This window comes from Myxococcales bacterium (assembly GCA_012517325.1).
GTDB lineage: Bacteria > Lernaellota > Lernaellaia > Lernaellales > Lernaellaceae > JAAYVF01.
The window spans coordinates 12569-36912 of record JAAYVF010000122.1; the positions used below are offsets into that span (position 1 = coordinate 12569).

General features: G+C 66.8%; 18 protein-coding genes. 12 read left to right on the forward strand and 6 right to left on the reverse strand.

Features of this window, described 5'->3' with window-relative positions; translation table 11 throughout:
- Positions 1-7 precede the first annotated feature (7 nt).
- Complete coding sequence (locus tag GX444_19920; protein ID NLH50849.1) at positions 8-1414, forward strand: hypothetical protein; 1407 nt, start codon at positions 8-10, stop codon at positions 1412-1414.
- Between the two features lie 3 nt (positions 1415-1417).
- Here GX444_19920 and GX444_19925 read toward each other — a convergent pair whose 3' ends face one another.
- From GX444_19925 to GX444_19945, 5 genes are read right to left on the reverse strand one after another with little or no spacing between them, the layout of a single operon-like run.
- Complete coding sequence (locus GX444_19925) at positions 1418-3277, reverse strand: YgiQ family radical SAM protein (GenBank protein NLH50850.1); 1860 nt, start codon at positions 3275-3277, stop codon at positions 1418-1420.
- On the reverse strand, positions 3274-4251 hold the full coding sequence (locus tag GX444_19930; GenBank protein ID NLH50851.1) for a radical SAM protein: 978 nt from the start codon (positions 4249-4251) through the stop codon (positions 3274-3276). The genes GX444_19925 and GX444_19930 overlap by 4 nt, the downstream gene beginning before the upstream one ends.
- Positions 4252-4255: 4 nt before the next feature.
- A complete protein-coding gene (locus GX444_19935) occupies positions 4256-5836 on the reverse strand; it encodes a B12-binding domain-containing radical SAM protein (GenBank protein ID NLH50852.1) in 1581 nt (526 codons plus the stop codon).
- Positions 5833-7269: a B12-binding domain-containing radical SAM protein gene (locus GX444_19940; GenBank protein ID NLH50853.1), complete on the reverse strand. Its 1437-nt coding sequence runs from the start codon at positions 7267-7269 to the stop codon at positions 5833-5835. The genes GX444_19935 and GX444_19940 overlap by 4 nt, the downstream gene beginning before the upstream one ends.
- A 3-nt stretch (positions 7270-7272) precedes the next feature.
- Complete coding sequence (locus tag GX444_19945) at positions 7273-8688, reverse strand: radical SAM protein (GenBank protein ID NLH50854.1); 1416 nt, start codon at positions 8686-8688, stop codon at positions 7273-7275.
- Positions 8689-8898: 210 nt separating this feature from the next.
- Here GX444_19945 and GX444_19950 point away from each other — a divergent pair, with 210 nt between their 5' ends.
- The 5 genes from GX444_19950 to GX444_19970 all read left to right on the forward strand — a co-directional run bounded on the left by GX444_19950 (position 8899) and on the right by GX444_19970 (position 15156).
- Positions 8899-10101 carry a glycosyltransferase family 4 protein gene (locus tag GX444_19950; GenBank protein ID NLH50855.1) on the forward strand — a complete coding sequence of 401 codons (1203 nt, stop codon included), beginning with the start codon at positions 8899-8901 and terminating at the stop codon, positions 10099-10101.
- 294 nt (positions 10102-10395) lie between these two features.
- Positions 10396-10998, forward strand: coding sequence for a TetR/AcrR family transcriptional regulator (locus GX444_19955; GenBank protein NLH50856.1), 603 nt, complete (start codon positions 10396-10398; stop codon positions 10996-10998).
- 61 nt (positions 10999-11059) lie between these two features.
- The gene (locus GX444_19960; protein NLH50857.1) at positions 11060-11845 is read left to right on the forward strand and encodes an electron transfer flavoprotein subunit beta/FixA family protein; all 786 of its coding nucleotides are present in this window, start codon (positions 11060-11062) and stop codon (positions 11843-11845) included.
- 46 nt (positions 11846-11891) lie between these two features.
- Positions 11892-12860, forward strand: coding sequence for an electron transfer flavoprotein subunit alpha/FixB family protein (locus tag GX444_19965; protein NLH50858.1), 969 nt, complete (start codon positions 11892-11894; stop codon positions 12858-12860).
- An 82-nt stretch (positions 12861-12942) separates the two neighbouring features.
- The gene (locus tag GX444_19970) at positions 12943-15156 is read left to right on the forward strand and encodes a 4Fe-4S dicluster domain-containing protein (GenBank protein NLH50859.1); all 2214 of its coding nucleotides are present in this window, start codon (positions 12943-12945) and stop codon (positions 15154-15156) included.
- Positions 15157-15268: 112 nt separating this feature from the next.
- Here the strand turns inward: GX444_19970 and GX444_19975 are convergent, their stop codons facing one another.
- Positions 15269-16090 carry a hypothetical protein gene (locus tag GX444_19975; GenBank protein ID NLH50860.1) on the reverse strand — a complete coding sequence of 274 codons (822 nt, stop codon included), beginning with the start codon at positions 16088-16090 and terminating at the stop codon, positions 15269-15271.
- 118 nt (positions 16091-16208) lie between these two features.
- Between GX444_19975 and GX444_19980 the strand changes: the two genes are divergently transcribed.
- The 6 genes from GX444_19980 to GX444_20005 all read left to right on the forward strand — a co-directional run bounded on the left by GX444_19980 (position 16209) and on the right by GX444_20005 (position 24342).
- Positions 16209-18284: a hypothetical protein gene (locus GX444_19980; GenBank protein ID NLH50861.1), complete on the forward strand. Its 2076-nt coding sequence runs from the start codon at positions 16209-16211 to the stop codon at positions 18282-18284.
- Positions 18281-19207, forward strand: coding sequence for an ABC transporter permease (locus GX444_19985; GenBank protein ID NLH50862.1), 927 nt, complete (start codon positions 18281-18283; stop codon positions 19205-19207). The genes GX444_19980 and GX444_19985 overlap by 4 nt, the downstream gene beginning before the upstream one ends.
- Positions 19204-20013, forward strand: a complete 810-nt coding sequence (locus GX444_19990; protein NLH50863.1) for an ABC transporter permease — start codon at positions 19204-19206, stop codon at positions 20011-20013. The genes GX444_19985 and GX444_19990 overlap by 4 nt, the downstream gene beginning before the upstream one ends.
- Positions 20014-20022: 9 nt before the next feature.
- Positions 20023-21546, forward strand: coding sequence for a hypothetical protein (locus GX444_19995; protein NLH50864.1), 1524 nt, complete (start codon positions 20023-20025; stop codon positions 21544-21546).
- Positions 21547-21642: 96 nt separating this feature from the next.
- The gene (locus tag GX444_20000; GenBank protein NLH50865.1) at positions 21643-22569 is read left to right on the forward strand and encodes a radical SAM protein; all 927 of its coding nucleotides are present in this window, start codon (positions 21643-21645) and stop codon (positions 22567-22569) included.
- 15 nt (positions 22570-22584) lie between these two features.
- Positions 22585-24342: a response regulator gene (locus GX444_20005; GenBank protein ID NLH50866.1), complete on the forward strand. Its 1758-nt coding sequence runs from the start codon at positions 22585-22587 to the stop codon at positions 24340-24342.
- The last annotated feature ends 2 nt before the right edge of the window (positions 24343-24344 follow it).

Consider the following 24344-nt stretch of genomic DNA (forward strand, 5'->3'; position numbering starts at 1 on the left):
GCCGCTCATGAATCAACGAATTTACGCGCTGCTCTTCGCGGCGCTGCTGGCCGTCGCGCTTTGCCTGTCGGCGTCCTGTGGCGACGACGACGACAACGACGACGACGGCGCGCCGGCCGACGACGATTCCGCCGCGCCCGACGACGACAACGACGACAACGACCAGTCCCCCGCGGATGACGACGACACCACCTGGACGCCGGTCGAACCGCATCGCGAGGACGTGGGGCGCTTCACGATCGTCTGGCTGGCCGGCACGCCCTACGAAATGGGCCAGCAACAAGGCACGCTGCTGCACGAGGAGTTGGCGGCCGGCATCGACTGGCTCAACACCTACCACCTGATCGACCTGCTGATCCCGCTCGCCCGCCTGCTCGGGCTGATCGACCTGGCGGTCGACAACTCGTACCCCGACGTTTTGCAGGAATGCCAGGGCCTGGTCGACACGGCCGGCGACGTGGGCTGGACGATGGAGGTCTGCCTGCTGCTCAATTTCGGCGACGTGCTCGTCGAGTTTCTGAGCAACGGCTTTCCCCCGGCGAAAGCCCTGGCGCCCGGTTGCACGCAGGCGATCGCGGCCGACGCGGCGACCGCCGACGGCGGGATCTACCACGCGCGCAGCCTCGATTGGGACAAGATCGACTATCTGCTCGACTACCCGGTGATCCACGTGCGGCAGCCGGACGGCGGCGTGCCCCACGTTTACATCGGCTTCCCCGGCAACCTCAGCCCCTATTCCGGGATGAACGCGGCGGGTATTTCGATCGCCTCGGACGAGGCCGATCCGCTCGACAACACGCAGCACGACCGCGTCGGCCGCAGCCACGTGCAGATGCTCGGCCAGTTGCTCAAGAACTCGCACGACTTCGACGAGGTCCGGCAGACGGTGCTCGATTCCGACCACATGACCGTCGAAATCTTCGGCGTGGCCAGCGGCCAGGAACACCGCGCCGGCATTTTCGAAATGACCGCCCAGCACATCGGCATTCGCGAGTTGAGCGACGCGGTGGTCTGGGGCACCAACCATTTCGTCGCCCCCGAAACGCGGGACTACGACGCCGAGCCGCCGAGCAGCTCGAGCACGCTACGCTTCGACCGCGTGCAGCAACTCGTCGCGCCCGACGGCGCGGACACGATGTGGGGGCAACTCGATCCGGCGGCGATGGTTTCGCTGTTGCGCGACCGGGTCAATCCGTACACGGGCGAAGAAAGTTCGGTCGACGAATTCGACAACAACGAGAGCATCGCCACGAACGGCGCGATCTACCAGATCGTCTTCGATCCGGAGCGGCTGTGCTTCTGGGTCGCGACGGGCGCCATTCCAGTGCCGCAGCAGCCGTTCGTCGGCTTCTCGCTCGGCGAGTTGCTCGAGTTGCCCGACGCCGAGGCCTGCGAGCCGGCGCAGTTCGAGTAGCCGTCAGCTTTTTTTCGGGAAGCGGGGACGCACCGGTCGCTTTAGGCCGGTGCGTTTTTCTTTGGCCGCTACGGCGTCGGCGTTTTCCCGCGCGACGATCTGCAGGGCGCGCCGGACGCGGCTGGCGTTTTCGGGCAGGTGGTGGAGGATCAGCGCCTTCTGCAATTGCTTGCGCTCGAGGTCGCGCTCGACGAACACCGGCCGCAACGTCGCCGGGTCCAGGCCCGTGGCGTACATCACCGTCGCGGCCGTGCCCGGCGTCGGCGTGAAAATCTGACACTGTTCCGCCTTTAAGTCCCACCGGATCAGCCACTCGCGCACCGCCGCCATATCGGCCAGCGTGCAGCCGGGATGCGCCGCCAGCAGGTAGGGCAGCACGTACTGCTCGCGCCCGGCCGCGCGCGAAAAAAGCCGGTGCATCTCGAGAAATTTCTCGAAGCTCTCCACCCGGGGCTTGCGCATAATCTCCAGCACCGCCGGCACGCTGTGTTCCGGCGCGACCTTCATCAGGCCGCTGGTGTGGACGAGCGCCAGCTCGCGCACCAGGTCCGGCGACGAGACGGCCAGATCCGTGCGCAAACCGGTGGTGACGAACAGGTGCTTGACGCCGGGAAGCTGCCGGATCAGCCGCAGCAGTTCGAGGTACGGCTGCTGGTCGGCGTTCAGATGCGGGCAACGCCGGGGCCACAGGCACGAGGGGTGGTCGCACGGTTCGCGCCGCGCGCAGGTGACGCGGTACATGTTGGCGGTCGGCCCGCCGAGGTCCTGGATCGTGCCGCGGAATCGCGGGTGCGCGACGATCCGCGCGGCCTCGCGGCGCAGCGATTCGGGGGAACGGCTCGACACCAGCTTGCCCTGGTGCGCGTTGATGGCGCAAAACGCGCAACCGCCGCCGCAGCCGCGATGCGAGGTCAGCGAAAAGCGCACCTGCTCCAAGGCCGGAATCCGCTGGTCGCCGTACATGGGGTGAGGGTCGCGCGTGAACGGCAATTCGTGCAACGCGTCCAACTCGGCGGTCGTCACCGGCGGCCAGGGCGGATTGGCGATCACCCGCATCCCACCGCTTTCCTGCCACTGACGAACGCGACGGTGCCGCTCGTGCAATAGCCAGGCGCGCGCGTGCGCCGCCGGATCGGCCGCCACCTCTTCCGCCGGCGGCAGGGCGACGCCCTCCGCGGGCGCCGGCCGGCTCTTCGGTTCGCGGTAGACCACGCCCGGAATATCGTGCACCGCCTGCAGGCGCCGGGCGGTGAAATCCTTCTCGGCCGCGCCGGGAGCGCCGAGCCGATCGAGGCGGCGGGCGATTTCCAGAAGCGGCCCCTCGCCCATGCCGTGCACGAGGATATCCGCGCCGCAATCCATCAGAATCGGCCGGCGGACGCGGTCGGACCAGTAATCGTAATGCGCGAAGCGGCGCAGCCCGGCCTCGAGGCCGCCGGCGACCACGAACGCGCTTTTGCCGAAGGCGCGTCGCACCAGGTTGCAGTAGGCGGTCAAGGCGCGGTCGGGCCGCCCCCCGGCGCGGCCGCCGGGCGCGAAGGCGTCGTCGGAGCGCGGCTTTTTCAGCGCGGTGTAATTGGCCACCAGCGAATCCAGCGCCCCGGACGTCACGCCGAAAAACAACCGCGGCCGCCCCAGCGCGGCGACGGCCGCCGGGTCTTGCGGATCGGGCCGCGCGATGACCCCGACGCGGAAACCCCGCGCCTCCAGCCAGCGGCCGAGCAGCGCCGCCGGAAACGACGGATGATCGACGTGGGCGTCGCCGGTCACCAGCACGACGTCCAGCTCTTCCCAGCCGCGCGCCGCCATTTCCGCGCGCGTCGCGGGCAGGTGGCGCAAATCCGGCGGAGGCGGCCGCTTCATGGCGCCGCCGGTACAAGCCGGCGTTCGGCCCACGGCAGCAGGCGTTGCGCCAGGTCGATGCTCGGCAGGAAGGACAGCGCGGTCAGGACGCGCGACGGCGTCTCCAGAAAACAACGATCGCAGTGCGGCACCGCGTTGCCCTGCCCGACGGCGTGCGCCCGCCGCAATTCCCGCAGCCGCGGATGGTTCCACAGGTCGGCCAGTTTGTCGGTGCGCAGATTGCCGAGCGGTTCCGCTCGGTGATGGTGACAGCAAGGGTGCACGGCCCCGTCCGCCCGCACGAAAAACGGCCCGCGCCAGAGCACCGGACAGGGGGCGCGGCGGGCCGGCTTCGCCGCCGGATCGTGCGGCCGCACCTCGTCGCGCTTCAGGCGCACCGCGCCGACCGCGGGGCGATCCCAGCGGCGCCGGAATTCGTCGATTTCGGCGCGGTTTTCCGGCAGCACGACCAATTGCACCACGGTGAACACCGGCCGGCCGCGCTCCTCGTTGAGGCGCAGGAAGGCCTCGATATGACCCACGGTCGCGGCATAGTCGCCGCCCGGCCGCAGGCGTGCGTAGGTTTCGGGCCGCGCCGCGTCGAGCGAAAAAATGACCTGGCTGACGCCGGTTTCGAGCAACTCCCGGGATCGGTCTTCGTCGAGCAACAAAGCGTTGGTGGACACCTGCACGGCCGCGCAGCGGCGCGCGGCGAGCGCGGCCTTGGCGAAAAACGCGGGATCGCACAGCGGTTCGCCCAGGCCGTACAGGATCAGGTGGTCGAAGGCGGGCCGCCCCGTGTTCCACAGGCGCGCGAACAAATCCAGCGGCATGTCCCGCGGCGGCAGATCGTCCCGCACCCGTAGGCACATCGGACAGTTCAGGTTGCAGCGCGTGGTGGTTTCGGCGGTGACCGAGATCGGGTAACCGCGCGCCTCCGGCCGCCCGGCCCAGTAATCGGCCGCCAGCTTCACTCGGTTGCGCCACCGGCTCATCGGCCTAGTCCTCCCCATCCGGCGGCGAATCGGCCACGCCGAACGCCCTTCGAAACATCGTCGAAATGCGCCGCTGCCGCTCGTCGAGCGGCAGGTTGGGCCGCATCGTCACGGCGAAGGCGCGCAGGTTGAGCCAGCGCAGGCGGCACAGGTCGGCCAGCAAGCCGCGGTACAGCGAACGGAAAAACGATCGCTCGACGAACGAACCGGCCAGCATTTTGTAGAAGTTGGCCGGTTTCAGCAGGTCGTAAGCGGCGGTGAGAACGTAGCGCGAGCCCTGCGGCCGACCGCGGTAGCGGAACGCGGGCATGAACCGGTCGTGGTAAAAAAGGTCTTTCAGTTCGTAGCCCCGGGCCGCCAGGTCCTCGCTGCCGGGCACGCCGCGCATCGGAATGAAACGGGTTTGCGCGGTGATGTCGCTGATCCGCCGCACCTGTCGCCAGACCGGCCAGCGCACCTTGTCCTCCTGCTCGGCGTCAAAGTCGCGCACGAACAGCCCGTAGACGAAAACGCCCCGCGATTTGAGCAGCCGGTAGATTTGCGGGTACGCGGCGGGGCCGACGCCCTGAGCCGGATTCTTCTCGTACTTGTCGAGCGTCTCGTCGCAGACCGTTTCGTAACCGATGTACACCATGCGCAGGCCGGCGCGCGTCGCCACGTCCAGGTATTCCGGATCGTTCAGCGCGAGGTCGGCGCGCAGGAAACACCAGAGGCCCAGTCGCCAGCCGCGCTTTAAAATCTCGTCGAACACCCGTAAATCGCGGTCGCGCCGCGCCGCGAAATTGTCGTCGGCGAATAGGATCGACCCGACGCCGCGGCCGACGAGGTTTTCCATTTCACCGATGATGCGTGCCGCGCTCTTGAATCGCTGCGTATGGTTCCACATCGAGGCCGCGCAACAGAACGCGCAGCCGTGCGGACAGCCCCGCGCCGATTCGATCGTCGCCGGGTGGCCATGCGGTTGCAGGCGGAAGCGGTATTGCGCCAGGTCGACGATGTCCCAATTCGGCAGGGGCAGCGCGTCCAGGTCGGGCAGGAACGGCGCCTCGGGATTGTGGCGCGCCCGCCCGTCGCGGTCGCGGTACGACAGGCCGGGAATGTCGTCGAGCGGGCGGCCGTCCCGCAACGCGCGCAACAGGTTTTGAAACGGCGGCTCGCCCTCGCGCCGCACGACCACGTGGACGCCGCGCGCCAGCCACTGGTCGGCGTAGAAGGTCGCGTGGTGGCCGCCGAGCACGATCAGCGTATTGGGAAAATGCTTCCGGATCAGCCGCACCGTCAGTTCGGTGTTGAGCGCGACGAGGGGCGAAACGGCGCTCAGGCAGACGACCGGCGCGCTGCCGAGCTGCGCCAGGTAATCGGTGTAGTCGAGCCGGCGGTCGAGCCCGGCGTCGAGGTAGCGCACCGGCAGCTCGGGAATCATCGCCGCCAACTGCGGAAAACAACTCGAGGGCGCCGCCAGGATGTGCCGCGTGAAATCGTTCGAAAACGGCCAGCCCTGATAGAGGTTGCGCGGCATCAGAAACAGGACGCCGTCGCGCCGCAATCGGGCGGCGAACGCGACGGGACGGTCGACGGCGCTCACCAATTCGTGTCCCTCCGCGAAAATTGGAAAAATTGCAGGCCGTAACGCAGGCGCGGCAGCGCCTGGCGGAGCCAGCCCGGATTCTTGCGCAGCACGTACCACAACAGGCGCGGCAAATGGCGCGGGTGCGCGTAAAACGAACGCGTCACGCGGCGGATTTCGCGGTTGATCAACGCCGGGGGCAGCGGCGTCACCTCGTCCGTGCTTTGGTACCGCTCGCCGAACTCGGAGTTGCGCAGCAGGCCCAGCGGCATGATCGTCAGAATGTCGGGCCGGTGTTTTTTCACCCAGCGTTCGGTGGCGCGCATGGTTTCCCGCGTTTCGCCCGGCAGGCCGAAAATGATGCCCACAAAAGTCAGGATGCCCAGGCGGCGCGCCAGCCGCAACTGCTCGGCCAGCATCGCCGGCTCCTCGGCGCGGCGGTGGATGCCCTGCAGGATGCCGGCGTCGGTCGATTGCAGGCCGTAGACCACCATGTTCAGCCCGCTCGCGGCCAGGCGGCGCAGGTAGGATTCGCGCCGTTCGCCGAAGGACGCCGGATGCAGGTAGCACGACCAGTTGGGCCGGTTCGGGATCGCCTCGTACAGGTCGAGAAACCGGTCGAGCCAGCGCGGGTCGGCCCCGAACAGGTCGTCGCGGAAGTGCAGATACCGCGCGCCGTGGCGGTCGATCAGCTCGCGCGCCTCGTCCAGCAGGTTGCCGGGGCTGCGCAGCCGCCAACTGCGCCCCCAGAAGCCGGGCGAGCCGCAGAACGAGCAGCGCATCGGGCAGCCGCGCGAGCCGACCAGTTCCAGCATCGGCCGGCGGCAGTTGGGATTGCCGGTGATGAAATAGCGGTCGACGTATTTCCGCCAGGGGAACGGCAGCGCGTCGAGATCCTCGACGAGCGGCATCGGCGCGGTTTGATGCACCTGGCCGCCGGGCAGATAGGCGATGCCGCGCACACGGTCGAGCGGCAGTTGGCCCTCGAGGTGATCGAGGAACTCCGCGAAGGTCGCTTCGCCTTCGCCCAGGCAGACCGCGTCCGCCCCGGCCTGCAGCACCGGCAGGGGATCGAACGACGGCCCGCCGACGATCACCGCGGCGTCGGTTTCGCTTTTGATGCGCCGGACGTACGCGGCCACCTTGGCGATCAGCGGATCGTAATGGCAGCAATAAAGGCCGACGAAGCGCGTCCGTTCGCGCCGGATGCGTTCCACCACCGTCGCGGCGTCGAAGGCTTCCACCTGCTGGTCGAGCAGGTCCGCGTCGTAGCCGCGCCGGTGCGCGACGGCCGCCAGGTACAGCAGGCCGAGCGGCGCGTTGGCGTTGATGCCCTGCACCGTGAGGTTGTGGCCGCGCACGGCCCGGCGGGAACCGTCCGGAAACAGATTGAGGTACAGGAACAGCCCCGTTCCTTTGGCCGGCCCAGCGATGTGGTGTTCCGCGACCACTCGTCAACTCTCCCTCGACGCGCGCCGCCCCAGCAGCGAAGCCAGCCGCCGCCGCAGATCGCCCCGTTGGCCGGCACCGGCCGCGGTGCGCAAAAGGCGCCAAAAGGCCCGTGGGCGCAGGTAAAAACTCAGGTAGGCCCAAAGCTGCCGCCGCTTCAACCCGCCGCGCGACAAATCCGGCAGCGGCACGCTGGGCGCGTCGTACTGGAAGCTTTCCCAATCGATGTCGCCGAGTCGGCCGGCGCGTTGCAGCCGCGCGGTGATCTCGGTACCCGGCAGCGGCGAAAACAAAAAGAACAGCGCGTAATCCAGGCCCGCGCGCCGCGCGAAGCGGATGCTGTTGGCGACCGTCCGCCGCGTCTCGGTCGGATAGCCCAGAATGAAGTAGCCGTTGGTCGTCAGCCGCGTTTCGCGCTTGATCAGCCGGATCGTTTCGGCCACCGCGGTCAGTTTCGTGCCCTTGCGCATGTCGTCGAGCACTTCCTGGTTGGCCGATTCGACCGCGAGGCTCAGCGCGTGGCAGCCGCTGCGTTCCATCAGCCGCAGCAGGTCGGCGTCCAGCGCATCGAGGCGCACGCCGGTCGACAGGCAATCCCAGCGCACGCCGAGCCCGGCCCGCAGCAGCGCCTCGCAAAAGCCTACGACGTGTTCGCGCCGCGAGGTGAAATTGTCGTCCTGGATCGAGACCGATTCGACGCCGTAGTCGCGCCGCAGCCGGGCGATTTCCGCGACGACCCGTTCCGGCGAGCGGTAGCGCACGCGGTGGCCCGTCAGGCGGTGGCCCATGCAATAGGTGCAATGGAAAGCGCAGCCGCGCGAGGTGTGAATCGGCACGAGGGCGGCGTTGCGGATCGGGGTGCGGTACGGCAGGTATTCGGCCAGGCCGACCCGGTCCCACGGCGCCTCGCCGAAAGCGTCGAGATCGGCGACGTAGTCCGGCGGGTTGGCGCGCACGGTTTCGCCGTCCCGCCAGATCAGCCCCGGTACCTCGCCGCGCCAGTCGCCCGGCGACGCGCCTTCGCGAGCCAGCCGCGGCAGGCCCGGTTCGCCCTCGCCGACGAAGGCGTAATCGGCTTCGGGCACCGTGGCGAAAACCTGCTCGACCAGACCCGACGGATGCGGCCCGCCCAGGACCGCCACGATCCGCGGGTTGCGGTCTTTCAGGCGGCGCAGCAGGGCGCGGGCCGGGCCGATCTGGTGCGAATAGAGCTTGAGCCCCAGCAGCCACGGTTCGTCGCGGCCGTAGCGGGCCAGCAGGTCGTCGGCGGCGGTGGGATGCAGCACGCCGTCGTGGTAGGCGGCTTCCACCCCGTTTTGCTCTAACGCCTTGAGCAGGTAAGCCAATCCCAGATCGACGCAAACGGGGAAATTCTGCCCGCCGGACGGCGTCAACCGGTGCAAGACCACCTGCAAGGACATGTTAAACCCCTCTGTTCCTCACTCCCAATTTTTTTCGACCCGAAGTCGGCCGGAATGAGGTTCTAAACCTTCATGATACCACGAAATGTCGCGCCGCGCGGCGGGGCGATCGTGAAACAATCGGCCAGGCCGCCGCCTTCTTTCTTGCCAGGACGATCCCGCTTTCCTATGATGCCTCAACCCTGAAAACAGCGAGGCGAACGAGCCATCATGCGCCTGTTGATCATCGACAACAGCCCTTCCATGGGCGGCAGCATCCGCGATAGCGCCGAATTGGCCAACGAACTGATCCGCCGGCAAACGCCGGTGGGCGTCCTGGCCTCGCGCCCCGACCTGTTCCGGCCGCACCTCGCGGCGGGCGTCGAAGTCCTCACCGCGGAATGGGAAGGCTTTCGCAACGTCTTCGATCCGGCGCTGGGGCTGATGGGGGGGCCGATTCCCCGGCTGAGCGGCTGGCTGGCGATGCGCCGCTTCACCAACCGCCTCGCGCCGGAAATCCGCGCCGTGCTGGACCGCTTCCGGCCCGATCTGGTGCATCTGAACAACCTCAATCTGCCGCAGATTCCGGTGCTGGAAACCTGCCGCGCCGCCGGCCTGCCGGTCGCGTTTTACGCGCAGATGATCCGCGTTTTCGGCGGGCGGGAAAAACGCCTGGCGGCCGCCGCGCAACGGGTGATCTGCATCAGCGAGGCGGTGCGCCGGTTCCTGGTCGACCAGAACGGCGTGCCGGCCGAACGGACCTGCGTGGTCTATCCCGGCATCGACGCCGCCGCCTATGCGCCGCCGCCCGACCCGTCGACGCGGGCCGAACTGGGCTGGCCGCCCGACGCGCCGGTGGCCTGCCTGTTGGGGCGGATTTCGCGCTGGAAAGGCCAGCACGTGGCGATCGCCGCCTGGCGGGAGGTCACGGCCCGGTTGCCGCAGGCCGTGTTGGCGATCGTCGGCACCGGCGACGCCGAATACCTGGCGGAATGCCGGCGGTTGGCGCAGGAAAACGGCGTGGCCGACCGCGTCCATTTCGTCGGTCACCGCGGCGATGTGCCGCGTGTCCTGGCCGCCTGCGATCTGGTCATTCATGCGTCCTGCTACGCCCAGCCCGAACAGGGCACGGTGGAGGCGCTGGGCCTGGTCGTGATGGAAGCGATGGCCGCCGGGCGGCCGGTGATCGCGACCGCGGCCGGCGGGCCGCCGGAACTGGTCGCGGACGGCGAAACCGGCCGGCTGGTAACGCCGGGCGACGCCGCGGCGATGGCGGCCGCGGTCTTAGGTTACCTGGAGAACCCGGAAGCCGCGCGCGCCGCAGGGGCCGCCGGCCGCCGTCGCGCCGCCCGGTTCACCCTGGACCGGATGGCCGAACAATTTCTCGCGGCCTATCGCGAAGCCGCCGAATCCATTGGTAAAACCCTTCCATAAAAACATAGAATAACAAAATTTCGCGCGAGCGCTGATCCCCGGCCGCCGCCGAGCCGACGCCCGTCCGAACGGTGCAAAACCGCCGTTTTCCGCCTTGACAGGCTTCGGTGGGGTCTGGTAGTTTCGTCAATGAGTGAAGATTCATTCAGTGTCCGTGACAAACCACGGGCGATGGCGTTCCAAGCAGGGGAAAGGCCATCTTCATCCGAACCCATTAGAACTGGAAGCCAGTCGACCTCCCACGAGGGGGGGTCGTGGTCGGATTGACGGGAGCACGGGGTGCAATCGTATAACCTGAATTTAAGTAAGGGACGCAACTCCACCAAGGATAAGCACGAACGCATCTTGCGGGCCGCCATTAAAGTCTTTGCCAAAAACGGCTTTCACAACTCGAAAATCAGCCAGATCGCCAAGGAAGCCGGCGTCGCCGACGGCACGATCTATCTCTATTTCAAGAACAAGGACGACATCCTGATCAAGCTGTTCGAGGAACGGCTCGACGACGTGAACAACCGGTTCCAGGAAGTGCTGGACGGCATCGCCGATCCCGAGGAAAAACTGCGCACCTTCATCGCGATGCACATCGAATTGATGGACCAGAACCGGCACCTGGCCGAGGTGATCAGCGTCGAACTCCGGCAAAGCCATAAATTCATGAAGGAATACGTGCCGCGCAAGTTCGCCGAGTACCTGAACGTCATCAGCCGTATCATCCGCGAGGGCAAGGATCGGGGCGTGTTCCGCGCCGATGCCCATCCGGGAGTGGTCAAGCGCATGTTGTTCGGGGCCTTGGACGAACTGGTGTTGTATTCGGTCTTGTCGCCCTCGCCGAAGTACGAATTCAAAACCTTGGCACAGCAGGCGACCGACCTGTTCATTCGGGGGTTGAAAAACTGACCGCCGGTCGGCGGTTGCGATAAGCGACAACCATCTGCTTTTTATTCAAAGGAGGGGTACCGTGAATATCGTCGTCTTGTGCAAGCAGGTGCCGGACACCGAGACCAAGATCAAGTTGCTCGGTGACAACAGCAACATCGATCAAGAGGGGATCAAGTGGGTGCTCAACGTTTACGATGAGTTCGCCGTTGAAGAAGCCCTGAAGATCAAGGAAGCCGGGAAAGCCCAGAAGGTGACCGTCGTCTCGATCGGCCCGAAGCGCTGCGAAGAAGCGCTGCGCACGGCGTTGGCGATGGGCGCCGACGACGCGATCCACCTCGAGGACGATTCGCTCTACGGCGTCGATCCGTACGTCGTCGCCAAAGGCCTGGCCGGGCTGCTCAAGGGCCTGGACTACGGCATCATCCTCAGCGGCAAGCAAGCCGTCGATGACGACGCGGCCGCCGTGCCGCAGATGCTGGCCGAAATGCTGGGCATCGGCCAGGTGACCGTCGTGAGCAAGGTGGAAGTGGGCGCCGACGACGTGAAGGCCTACCGCGACATCGAAGGCGGCGCGAAGGAAGTCGTGCAGGGCAAGATGCCGATCATCCTCGCCGCCACCAAGGGCCTCAACGAACCGCGTTACGCCAGCCTGCCGGGCATCATGAAGGCCAAGCGCAAGCCGCTGGCGAAGAAAACCGCCGCCGACGCCGGCACTTCCGCCGGTGACGCGAAAACCAAGATCGTCGGCTGGTCGCTGCCGCCGCAACGCCAGGCCGGCAAGGTGTTCAAGGGCACCGCGGACGACCTCGCGGCGCGGATCGCCAACGTGGTGAAGCTCCTCCGCGAAGAAGCGAAGGTCATCTAATCCAACTACTTCCCGGCGAAACCGGGTTCGAACAGGAGAAGGAACAATGTCGAACGTACTGGTCATCGCGGAGCTCCGGGGAGCGGAGCCGAAAAAGATCACCTTTGAAATGCTCAGCGCCGCCAAGAAAATCGCCGCGGGCCTGGGCGGTCAGGTTCTGGCCGCAGCCGTGGGCAAGGGCCTGGCCGGCTTGGGCGCGAAATTGGGCGCTTACGGCGCCGCCAAGGTCTTCCTGGCCGACGGCGTCGAAAAATACAACACCGAAGGCTACGCCAACATTTTGGCCGGCCTGATCAAAGCGGAAAACCCGGGCGTGGTGCTGTTGGGCGCCACCGCGATGGGTAAAGACCTGGCCCCGCGCCTCGCCGTGAAAGTCGGCGGCGGCCTGGCCAGCGACATCGTCGGCTACCGGATGGACGGCGCCAACTTCATCGCCAAGCGGCCCGTCTTCGCCGGCAAGGCGTTCATCGAAGTCGCGTTCCCCGGCGCTCCGGCCATCGCCACCGTTCGCCCGAACACCATTCCAGTGGAAGAAGGCGGCGCGGCGGCCGGCGCGGAAGCCGCGATCGCGGCCGACCTGGGCGCCCCGAAGGCCCAGATCGTCGAAATCATGGCGGCGGCGAGCAGCCGCCCGGACCTCACCGAGGCCGAGCGCATCGTCTCCGGCGGCCGCGGCATCAAAGACCGCGCCAACTTCAAGATCCTCGAGGAACTGGCCGACGTCCTGGGCGCCACGGTGGGCGCGTCGCGCGCCGCGGTGGACGCGGGTTACGCCGATCAGCCGATGCAGGTCGGGCAGACCGGCAAGGTCGTCAACCCGAGCCTGTACATCGCCTGCGGCATTTCCGGCGCCATTCAGCACCTGGCCGGGATGCGCACCTCCAAGGTGATCGTGGCGATCAACAAAGACGAGGAAGCGCCGATCTTCCAGATCGCCGATTACGGCATCGTCGGCGACCTCTTCGAGGCCGTGCCGATTCTGACTCAAGAAGTCAAGAAGATGCTGGCCAGCTAAGCGTTTTTGCCTGAACGGGCGAGGCGGCGCGTGGGGCGTCGCCTCGCCCTGACGATCTTTTCATAACGAGGAGTATCAAGCGATGCCAACCGAAGAAATCGTGAAAAGCGGCGTCGAACGCCTGCCCATGTGGGAAATGTACCCCGGGTTCTGGGCGTACACGCGGTGGATCATTTACGCCATCGCCGTGGTCGTGGTTGCCGTGTTCGTTTATGGCTGGTGGCAACGCATCCAGGCCTACCGCCTCGGGCGGAAGGCGGAAGGGGCACTCGACGCCAAGGGCGCCCGCGCCGGCGAACTGCTGCGCTACTGGATCGCCCAACTCAAAGTCATCAAGGAAACCTATCAGGGGACTTTCCACCTGTTGATTTTCTGGGGCTTCGTCGTGCTGTTCATCGGGACCGCGCTGACGGTGCTCGATGAAGACTTCTGGCGGCTGCTGACCGGCAACAAGTTCATCCACGGCAATTTCTACGTCATTTTCAGCTTCCTGCTGGATTTGTTCGGCCTGCTGGCGATCGTCGGCATCGTCCTGGCCATGTTCCGCCGTTACGTGACCAAGCCCAAGGGCCTGGACAACAAATCCGAGGACGCGACGCTGCTGTTGTTCATCCTGGCGATTCTCGTCACCGGCTTCCTGACCGAGGGCGCGCGCATCGGCGTGGTGATGGGCGCCAAGGGCCTGAACAACGTCGGCTACGAGGCCTCGAGTTTCGTCGGCTTCGGGCTCGGCAAGCTATTCGGCGACAGCCCGGCCCTGCACAAGCTGTTCTGGACCGTGCACATTCTGATCTCGCTGGCCTTCGTCGCGCTGATTCCCTACACCAAGGCATTGCACATCTTCTCGACCGCGGGCAGCATTTTCACCCACAGCCTGAAGCCCAAGGGCAAGATCATCGAACCGATCCCCGACATGATGGAGCGGATGGAAAAGGGCGAGGAAGTCGAACTGGGCTACAAGCGCCTCGAAAACCTCACCTGGCGTGAAATCCTGCAGCTCGACGCCTGCACCCGATGCGGCCGCTGCCAGGACCAGTGCCCGGCCTACAACACCGGCAAGCACCTCTCGCCGAAGGAATTCATCCAGGCCACCAAGAATTATTGGCAGGCCAAGTGGGCCGCCAAGCGCGACGCGCAGGTGGAACTGTCCGGCAAGCCCGCCGAGGGCGCCGCGGAAGCCGTGCCCGAGGGCGGGAAGTTCCTGCTGAAGGTCGAGGCGGCGATGAACGGCGAGGAGCCGGCGGTTGTCGGTTACGTCGATTCGAAGGTCCTGTGGGATTGCACCAACTGCATGGCCTGCATGAACGCCTGCCCGGTGATGATCGAGCACGTGCCCCTCATCACCGCCATGCGGCGCGAGCTGGCCATGGAGTTCGACGACTCCGAGGCCGCCTGCAAAACCTTCTTCAAGAACATGGACACCAACTGCAACCCGTGGGGCATGAACCCGGGCGACCGCGCCAAGTGGGCGGCGGAAGACGGCCTGCCCACGGTGTTCGACAACCCCGAATACGAATACCTGTTCTTCATCGGCTGCATGGGCGCGTTCGACGCCAAGGCGATCAAGGCCAACCGGGCCTTCGCGAAAATCCTGAAGGAAGCCGGCGTCAACTTCGCCATCCTCGGCGAAATGGAATTCTGCTGCGGCGACAGCATGCGCCGGCTCGGCAACGAAGCGTCCTTCCAGGCGATCATCGCCATGTTCAAGTCGACCTGCACCGACGCGGGCCTCGATCCGACGTTCAAGGGCAAGAAGGTCGTCACCCTCTGCCCGCACGGCTACAACTGCCTGAAGCACGAGTATCCCGACTTCGGTTTCGAGTGGCAGGTCTTCCACTACACCGAACTGCTGAACCAACTCGTGAAGAGCGGCAAGATCAAGCTGAAGGGCGGCAACGGCAAGACGGCGGTCTACCACGACTCGTGCTTCCTGTCGCGCTACAACGACCTCACGGCCGAGCCGCGCGAGCTGCTGGCCGCCGCGGGCTACCGCGTGATGGAACCCGAGCGCCGCGAGCTCAAGACGTTCTGCTGCGGCGCGGGCGGCGGTCGCGTGTGGCTCGAGGAGCACATCGACGAAGCCAACGGCATCTACCGCATCAACAACGTCCGGGCCGACGAGGTCGTCGGCGTGGGCGCGCAGAACATCGTCACCGCGTGCCCGTTCTGCGGCATGATGTTCGACGAAGCCTGCAAGCGGTCGTCGCTGGAAAAAGCGATGGAATCGCAGCGGCTGGTGGACCTGGCCGAATTGCTGGCCGAAAACATGGTGGTTAAGGAACCCAAGGCCGAATAGTTCGTCGCTGGTCAAACGAACGCCCCCGGGAACCGCGGTTTCCGGGGGCGTTTTTTTTCGGATCGTCGCCCGCGAAACGCCCGTCGCCGCTCCGTGGACTTTCCGGACTTGCTTACGGGGCGGCTTTGGCTTGCAGCGCCTCGACTTCTTGCTTCACGCGGGCAATCCGCTCGTCGACGAGGTTCCAGCCGGCTTCCATCTTGTCTTCCTCATCCTTGGCGCCGGTCAGCTTGGCGAGCGTGTCGTGAAAACGCCGCTGCAGCGTCTCGTCGGCTTCCTTGATTTGCCCGTAGAGGGTCGGATAGAGCGGATCGATGCCCGTGGCCGCGGGCAGCGCGACGCGCCGGGCTTCCAGGTACATCCGGTACCAGCGCGCCAGGTCGCCGGGCCGGTTGCCGGTTTCGATTTCGCGCAAGGCCGCCGCGTGGCGCTCGAGCATCCGCGCGGCGGCTTCCAGCCGCGACAGGTGGCGGCCGACCAGCAGTTTTTGATCCTCGGCCGAACCGATACGGCTTTCGGCCGCGCGCCGGATCGACCAGCGTCCGTCTTTTTCGCGCAAAATCAGGTCGGGATCGCCGAACTGGTAAGCCTTTTCCGGCAGGGCCTTGGGCGCGTTGAAATCCGGCGACAGGATCGCCTCCACGCGGTAGGTCAGCGGCAGCGACAGGCCGAGGTCGACGTAATAGCGCTTCTTCACGACCGGCGTCAGAATCGCCGACTCCACCTGCGCGCCGTACGTCTTGCCGCCCACGGCCCGCACCAGCACCAGCACCCCGTCGGGAACGTCGCAATTGCCGTAGGCGAGCAGCGAACCCGACGGCCCCACCCGCGCCTCCAGCGTGAAACTGTCGAGTTGCGGCAGCGCCCAGCAACCGGCCAGCAAGCCGGCGACCAGCGCCAGGATCAGGCAGCGGAATGTTCGGGAGGCGGTCATCATCGGCTCGATATATAAAGCGTTTCCGGGCATTTGACCAGGGACGGCGCCGGGATTTGCCTTGACGCCATCGGAGGGTCCGGCTAGCTTGAGGCATCCGGCATTCGGGAGCCCAATCATGCGGGAGTTTTTCAGCGCCCGGCACGTGGCGGTTTTCGGCGTTTCGACCCGCCCGGGAAACCTCGGGGCGCGCATCGTGCAAAACCTGCTCAAGTTCGGCTACCCCGGCCGCGTTTCGCCGATCGGCCGCGGCGGCGGCGAACTTGCCGGCCTGCCCATCGTGCCGACGCTGCGGGATGCCGGCGACGGCGTCGACCTCGCGGTGATCCTCACCCCGGCGGCAACGGTGCCGGGGATTTTCGCGGAGTGCGCGGCCGGCGGCGTCAAGCGGTTGATCGTCGAATCGGGCGGCTTCGCCGAACTGGGCGAACGCGGCGCCGCGTTGCAGGCGGAATTAAAAGAATTGGCCCGCCGGCACGGGCTGCGGTTCATCGGGCCCAACGGCATCGGCCTGGTGGACAATCATTCGGGGCTGGCGGTGCCGTTCACCGCGATGCCGCGGCCGCCGCAAGGGCCGGTGAGCGTGCTGGCGCAATCGGGCGGCGTGGGCCTGCTGTACGCCAGCCAATTCCTGGCCGAAGGCATCGGCCTGGCCAAGTTCGTGTCGCTGGGCAACAAGATCGACGTCGACGAAACCGACCTCCTGCCCTTTCTGGCCGCCGACGATTCCACCGGCATCGTCATGGCCTATCTCGAATCGATCGCCGACGGCCGCGCCCTCTGCGCGGCGATCCGCGCCTGCCCGAAACCCGTCCTCGTCCACAAGGCCAACATCGGCGAGGCCAGCCGCGCGATCGCCGGCAGCCACACCGCCGCGCTGGCCAACGACGACGCCGTGGTCGACGCCGCCCTGGCCCAGGCCGGCGCGCGGCGCACCTCGAACCTGGGCGACACCGTCGCCAAGGTGAAGGCCTTTTTGCTGCCGCCGATGAAGGGCGATCGCACGGTCGTGGTCAGCCGCTCGGGCGGCCACGCCATCATCGCCGCCGACGAGTGCGGCAAGGCGGGCCTGGTCTTTCCCGAGTTACCGGCGGAATTTCTCGAACTGGTGCGCCGGGCCGTGCGCGCCGACGTCATCCGCCTGGGCAATCCGCTCGACGTCGGCGACCTCTACGAAATGGACGCCTTCGTGACCATCATGGAAGGGGTCATGGCGCTGCCGGAAATCGACGGCGTGATTTTCCTCTTCATGATGCTGTCCAACTACAACCCGCGCGTTCCCGAACGGCTGGTCGACCGCGCCCGGGAGCTTTGCCGGCAACACGACAAACCGCTGGCCTTGGTGCTCTACACCTACCCCGAGGAGCTGGCGCGCCTGAAGGCCTACAGCGACTTCCCGATTTTCACGTCGGCCGAGGAGGCGGTGGCGGCCCTGGCGGCCGGCCGCGACTGGCGGCGGGCGCAGCAGCGAAAACCCCGAGCGATGCCCCGGCCGCGGCCGAACGCGGCCGCCGCGGCTTTATTGGCCGCGGCGCCGCCCGGCGGCTGGCTGCCCGCGGAACAGGCCTTCGCCCTGCTGGATACTTGCGGCATCGCGCATCCGCCGGTGGCCTTCGCGGCCACCGCCGCGGCGGCGGTCGCGGCCTACCGGCGCCTGGGCGGCCGGGTCGCCCTGAAGCTGGAAAGCCCCGACGTGGTGCACAAAAGCGAAGTCGGCGGGGTCCGGCTCGATCTCGGCTCCGCCCGCGAGGTGCGCGCCGCGTTCGCGCAACTGCGGGAAAACCTGGCGGCCCGGCAACCCGGCGCGCGTTTCACCGGCGCCCTGCTCATGCCGATGGCGCCGCCGGGCCTCGAACTGATCGGCGGCGTCAAATTCGATCCCAGCTTCGGCCCGGTGCTGCTGCTCGGCTGGGGCGGCGTCGCCGCCGAGGCGATGGAAAAGGTCAGCCTGCGCCTGGCCCCGATCACCCGGAGCGAAGCCCTGGAAATGATCGCGGAACTGCCGGGACAAAAACTGCTCGCCGGTTTCCGCGGCCGGCCGGGCATCCGGCGCGGCGCCCTCGCCGATCTGCTCGTGCGGTTGGGTAGGCTCGCCTGGACCCCCGGTCTGGGCGAAGCGGACCTCAACCCCATCGTCGCCGGCCCCGACGGCGTGCTCGCGCTCGACGCGCGTTTCCGCAAGCGGGCGACATGATCCGCTACATCGGCCGCCGCCTGTTGCTGCTTTTACCCACGATGCTGGGCGTCGCGACCCTGGTGTTCTTCTTCCTCCATTTGATCCCGGGCGATCCGGTGGAGGTGATGCTCGGCGAGACGGCCGAGCAGGCCGACAAGGACGCGCTACGCGACAGCCTGGGCCTGAACGAGCCGCTACCGGCGCAGTACGGGCATTTTCTGGCGGGGCTGGCGCGAGGCGAGGTCGGCCAGAGCTTTTTTTACCGCAAACCGGTCGCCGAGGTGCTGCTGGAGCGCCTGCCGGCCACGCTGGAGCTGGCGGTCGCCGCGCTGACGGTCGCGCTGCTCATTTCCATTCCGATCGGCGTGGTGGCGGCCGTCAAGCAATACGGCGCGTTCGACAACCTCAGCATGCTGGTGGCGATGTTTGGCGTTTCGATGCCCAACTTCTGGCTGGGGCCGCTGCTCATCTGGCTCTTTTCGCTGCACGCCGGCTGGCTGCCGGTCGGCGGCCGCGAGGGGCTGGTCAGCCTGGTGCTGCCGGCGGTGACGCTGGGCGCGGGCATGGCGGCGATTCTGTCGCGGATGACGCGGGCCAGCGTGTTGGAGGTGTTGTCGGAGGATTTCGTGCGGACGGCGCGCGCCAAGGGTCTGCCGCCGCGCACGGTGTTGTTTAAGCACGTGCTGCGCAATGCGCTGATCCCGGTGGTGACGGTGGTGGGCCTGCAGTTCGGCGCGCTGCTGTCGGGCGCGGTCATCACCGAAAACGTGTTTTCCTGGCCGGGGCTGGGCACCCTGTTCATCGAGGCGATCCAGAGCCGCGATTATCCGCTGGTACAGGGCTGCGTGCTGTACATCAGCTTCGGCTACGTGCTGATCAACCTGCTGGTCGATCTGCTCTACGCGGCGATCGACCCGCGCATCCGGTACGGCAACTCATGAAGTCGCCGGCCGCCGCGATCGGGTTGGTGCTGGTCGCGCTGTTGGCGACGGCCGCGGTTTTCGGCGGCGCGCTGGCCCCGCACGACCCCGAGGCCCTCGACCTGCCGGGCGCGCTGGCCGGACCGAGCCGCGCGCACTGGTTCGGCCAGGACGAACTGGGCCGCGATTTGGCCTCGCGCCTGCTGGTGGGGGCGCGCGCCAGCGCCCTGGTCGGCCTCGTGGTGATTTCCATCTCGCTGACGGTGGGCACCCTGATCGGCCTGCTGGCCGGCTACCTGGGCGGGGCGGTCGATCAACTCGTCATGCGGCTGGTCGACATCCTGCTGGCCTTTCCCGGCATCCTGCTGGCCATCGCCGTCACCGGCATCCTCGGGCCCTCGCTGGGCAACGTCATCTTCGCGCTGTCGATCCTGGGCTGGACCGGCTTCGCGCGGCTGGTGCGCGGCCAGGTGCTGTCGCTGCGCGAGCGCGAGTTCGTGCTGGCGGCGCGCGGCTACGGCGCCTCGACGACGCGCATTCTCTGGCGGCACATTTTGCCCAACGTGTTGCCGCCGGTGCTCGTCCAGGCGACATTCGGCATGGCCGGGGTGATCCTGGGCGAGGCCAGCCTGTCTTTCCTGGGGCTGGGCCCGCAGAACATCCCGACCTGGGGAGCCATGCTGGCGGGCGGCGTCGACTATCTGTTGTTCGCGCCGTACTTGTCGATCGTGCCGGGACTGGCCATTATGCTGACGGTGCTGTCGTTCAATTTTCTCGGCGACGCGTTGCGCGACCGGCTCGATCCGAAGGCGCAACCCTGGCTGTAGGAGGCCCGCGTGAAATCCGGCCGGACGCCCCTCGCGCTATTGCTGATCGGCGCGGCGCTCTACCTGCTGGTGGCGGTGCATTTCCTCAACTACGCGCCCGACGACATCTACATCACGCTGCGCTACGCAAAAAACATCGCCGCCGGCCAGGGAGCGGTCTACAACCCCGGCGAACGCGTCGAGGGGTTTTCCAACCCGGTCCTGCTGGCGCTGTTGACCGCGCTGCAACCGCTCCTGGCGACCCCCGCGCGCCTGACGGCGGCGGCGAAAGGCATCGGCCTCGTCGCCGGGCTGCTGGCCTTGCTGCTCGGCGCGGCGCTGGCGCGCCGCGACCCCGTCGGGTCTCCATACTGGGGCCTGACGCCGTTGCTCTTCGGCCTGGCCGGCTATCCCGCCTTCTGGGCGGCTTCCGGCATGGAAACGGGGCTGCACCTGCTGCTGCTGGTCCTGGCGCTCGGCGGTTACATCCGCGCGCTGGAAACCGGACGCCGGGCCTGGCGCGCGCTGGCCGGCCTGCTCTTCGGCCTGCTGGCGCTGTCGCGGCCCGAGGGCGTCATTTTCCTGGTCGCCGCCCTGGCGGCGCGGGCGCTTTTGTTGCGGCGCGACGGGGCGCGGCCGGACGCGGCCGACGCGATTTTCACATTGCTGGCGCTATTGCCGCTGGGCGGTTATTTCCTCTGGCGGCACGCCTATTACGGCCTGTGGTGGCCGAACACGTTCTACGCCAAGGCCGGCGGCGGTTTGAGCACCTGGGCCGACGGCGGGCGCTACCTGCTGGGCGCCCTGGGGCCGGCGCTCTGGGGCAACGCGCTGCTCCTGCCGCTGTTCGCGGCGGACCTCGCGCCCTGGCGCAAAACCACGGCGCGGTCGCTCGTGCTGCTGGCCGCGCTGGCCGCCCAGGCCGCGTTCATCGTCGTCGGCGGCGGCGATTGGATGCCGGGCTGGCGCTTCGCGGTGCCGGCGATGGCGATCCTCTGCCTGCTGGCGCCGACGGTCGCCGCGCGCCTCGAACAGGCGTTGCACCACAAGCGGGTCGCCGACTGGACCGCCGGTTGGCGTCGCGTGGCGATCGCCCTGCTCGTGCTGCCGGCCCTCGCCGCGCACCTCTACGCGGTCCGACAAACCAGCCGCGCGCCGAGCGGCTGGACCGGCTATCGCGACGCCGAGTTCTTCGCCGCGCCTTACGCGAAGGTGGTCGATTGGCTGCAAGGGCAAACCCCGGGCTCCGACTGGCTGGCGACCGGCGAAGCCGGCCTGATCCCCTACCTGACCAATCTGCCGACCATCGACTGCTTCGGGTTGACCGACGCCCACCTCGCGCGCGTGCCGGGCAAACGGCACGAGAAGGTCGACCCGGCGTACATCCTCGGCCGGCGGCCGCGGTTCATCATCATCGGCGGCGCGCGGCGGACGGCATCGGGCCTGAGCAGCGATTTCGCCTACGGCCGCAGCCTGCTGGAGCATCCGCTTTTCCAGAGCGACTACCGCCTCGCCCACCAGGAGGATTCGTTGCTCGTTTACGAGCATCGGTAACCGCCTCTTTTCCGCGACGGTCTTTGACTTTCCCCATCCCCCTGAATATCATTGCTTCGCGCAAACAATCAGAGAAAGAAGAACGAGAGGAGTATTTTGAGCATCGTTTTCGGCCCCGTTCCCAGCCGCCGGTTAGGTTACAGCCTGGGCATCGATTTGCTGCCGCCCGATCACAAGCTATGCACCCTGGATTGCATCTATTGCCAGGTCGGTTGCACCTATGCCAAATCGCTCAAGCGCGGGTTGCCGGTGCCGACCGCCGAGGTGAACCGGGCCATCGACGAAAACCTGCCCAAAAACGGCATCGACGTCGTTTCGTTTTCCGGCTCCGGCGAGCCGACACTGCACCGCGATCTCGGCCAGTTCATCGACCGCGTCAAAAACCGCTGCCGGACCCCGGTCGTGGTGATCACCAACGCGACGTTGATCGACCGGCCCGATGTGCGCCACGATCTGGCCAAGGCCGACATCGTCGTGCCGAGCCTCGACGCCGCCACGCAGACGATGTTCGAAAAACTCGACCGCCCGCACGCCGGCCTGCGGGTCGACCGGATCATCGACGGCCTCGAGGAATTCCGCCGCGAATACCCGGGCAAGATCTTTCTCGAAATCATGCTGGTCAAGGGTTACAACGACGACCCGGCCGAACTGATGGCCCTGCGGCGGGCGATGGATCGCCTGCGTCCCGATAAAATCCATTTGAACACCGTGGTGCGCCCGCCGGCGGAGGAATACGCGCAGGCTCTGAGTCCGGCGGAACTGGAGCGCATCGCGCAGATGTTCGGCCCGGCGGCGTCGGTCGCCGGCCCGCCGCCGACCGCCAACCGCTCGCCGGACGACGACGATCTGGAGACGCGGGTGCTCGAGATGATCCGGCGCCGCAGCGTGACGTTGGAAGACATCACCAAGAGTCTGGGTTTGCATAAAATCGTGGCCACGAAAATCGTCGAAAAATTGATCGCGGAGAAAAACATCAAGCGAGTCGTGCACGGCGGCGTCATCTACTTTCGCGAATTCTACTAAACCGGGTGAGCGATCATGGCGACAAAGAAAGTGCTGATCATCGAGTTCAACGCCGGCGACGCGGCGCTTCTGGAAACGGCGCTGCAAAAGCCGGGCTACCAGACCCTGCTGGCGTCGACGGGCGCCGAAGGGGTGCGGCTGGTTCTCGACGAATTCCCCGATCTGGTCGTTTTGAACCTGCTGATGCCGGATTTGCAGGGAACCGAGCTGATCCGCCGCATCCGCGCCCGCGACGTCAAGGTGCCGATCGTCGCGATCAACCAGTTGACCGCCGCGAGCCCGTTCCTCATCCGCCGGATGGGCGCCAACGATCAAATCACCAAGCCGATCGACGCGGCGCGCCTGCTGGAAATCGTCGAACGGCTGATCGGCAAGGCCGATTCCGGCGGCGGTGACGACCGCGCGGCGCGCGTCCAGCAGCGGAAAATCCAGGAAGAAGGCATCCCGGCGGAAAGCACTTTCAAGCAAATGCCGTTTCATCTGTTGCTCGGCCGGATCTTCCACCTCAAGACCAGCGGCGTGCTCTCGGTGAAGGATGAGTTCGGCGAGATCGAAATTTCCTTCGAACAGGGTTTGCCCGTTTTCGTCGATTCGGAAGGCTTCGCCCGCCGGTTGGTGCGCGACGATAAAATCGACGGCGAGGTCGCCCGTGAAATCCGTAATCGCGCGCTGCAGGAAGGCATCACCGAACAAGAGGCGGTGGAACGGATGGAATTGCTGCCGCCCGAGCAATTGCGCGACGCCGTCCGCGGCTTCGGTTACGCCATTCTGCGCGACCTCTGCCGGCCCAGCGGTTCCCGGTTTTCCTGGCTGGCGCATCCGGTTTCCGGCGGCGAACCGCTCGACCCGGCTGTCATCATCGAACTGGCCGCCAAGCGGCATTTCTCGCCCGAAAAAATCACCGACTCGCTGGAAGGCAAGGGCCGCGCGCTCAAAGCCATGTACCTCGGCGACGATCCCGAACGACTGCCCGACCTGGCCAAGCGCCCGATGATCCAAAAAGCGGTGGAGGCGGCGCAACGGCACCGGGTGCTCGGCGATGTCCTGTCGATGGCCGACAACGACCAGGAAAAAATCACCTGGGCGGTATACGCGCTGGGCATCCTGAAAGTCATCACGTTCAATCCGGAAGAGGAATGGAAATCCGCGGCCCGACCGCCAAAGGTGGAACCGCCGAAAGCCGAACCGCCGCGTCCGGCCCCGCCAACGACCGCGACTTCCGCCCGACCGGCGGCCCCGCCGACGACCGCGACTTTCGCCCGGCCGGCGGGCCCGCCGACGACCGCGACTTTCGCCCGGCCGACGGCCCCGGCCGATTCCGAGGCCGATGCGGACAAGCCGGAAGAAGAGGAATCGGCGGCCGGCCCGCTTTCCGACAAGCGGTTGTTGCGGCTGGGCCGCCAGTTGCTCAAAAGCAAGACCTACAGCAAGGCGCAAAAATGCTTCGAGGAACTGCTCGTCCGGCGCGGCGACGATAAAATCGTGCTGCTCAACTACGCGCAGGCGACCTCGCGCAATCGGTTCATGGATTCGTCGGAGCGGCTGTTCGACAGCGTCGATGCCCTGCGCCGCACGCTCGAAATGGACCCGAATTACCTCGATGCCCGCCTCGAGCTGGCGCGGATTTTCAACGAGGCCGGCGAGCCCGATCTGGCGGTTTCCGAACTGGAAAAAGCGCAGGAAATCGATCCCGCCAACCAGGATGTCCAACGCGAGATGCGCAATATCCTGCGCCGCGTCGAGCGGGTGGACGGCGCCGACCCGGGGAACTGAAA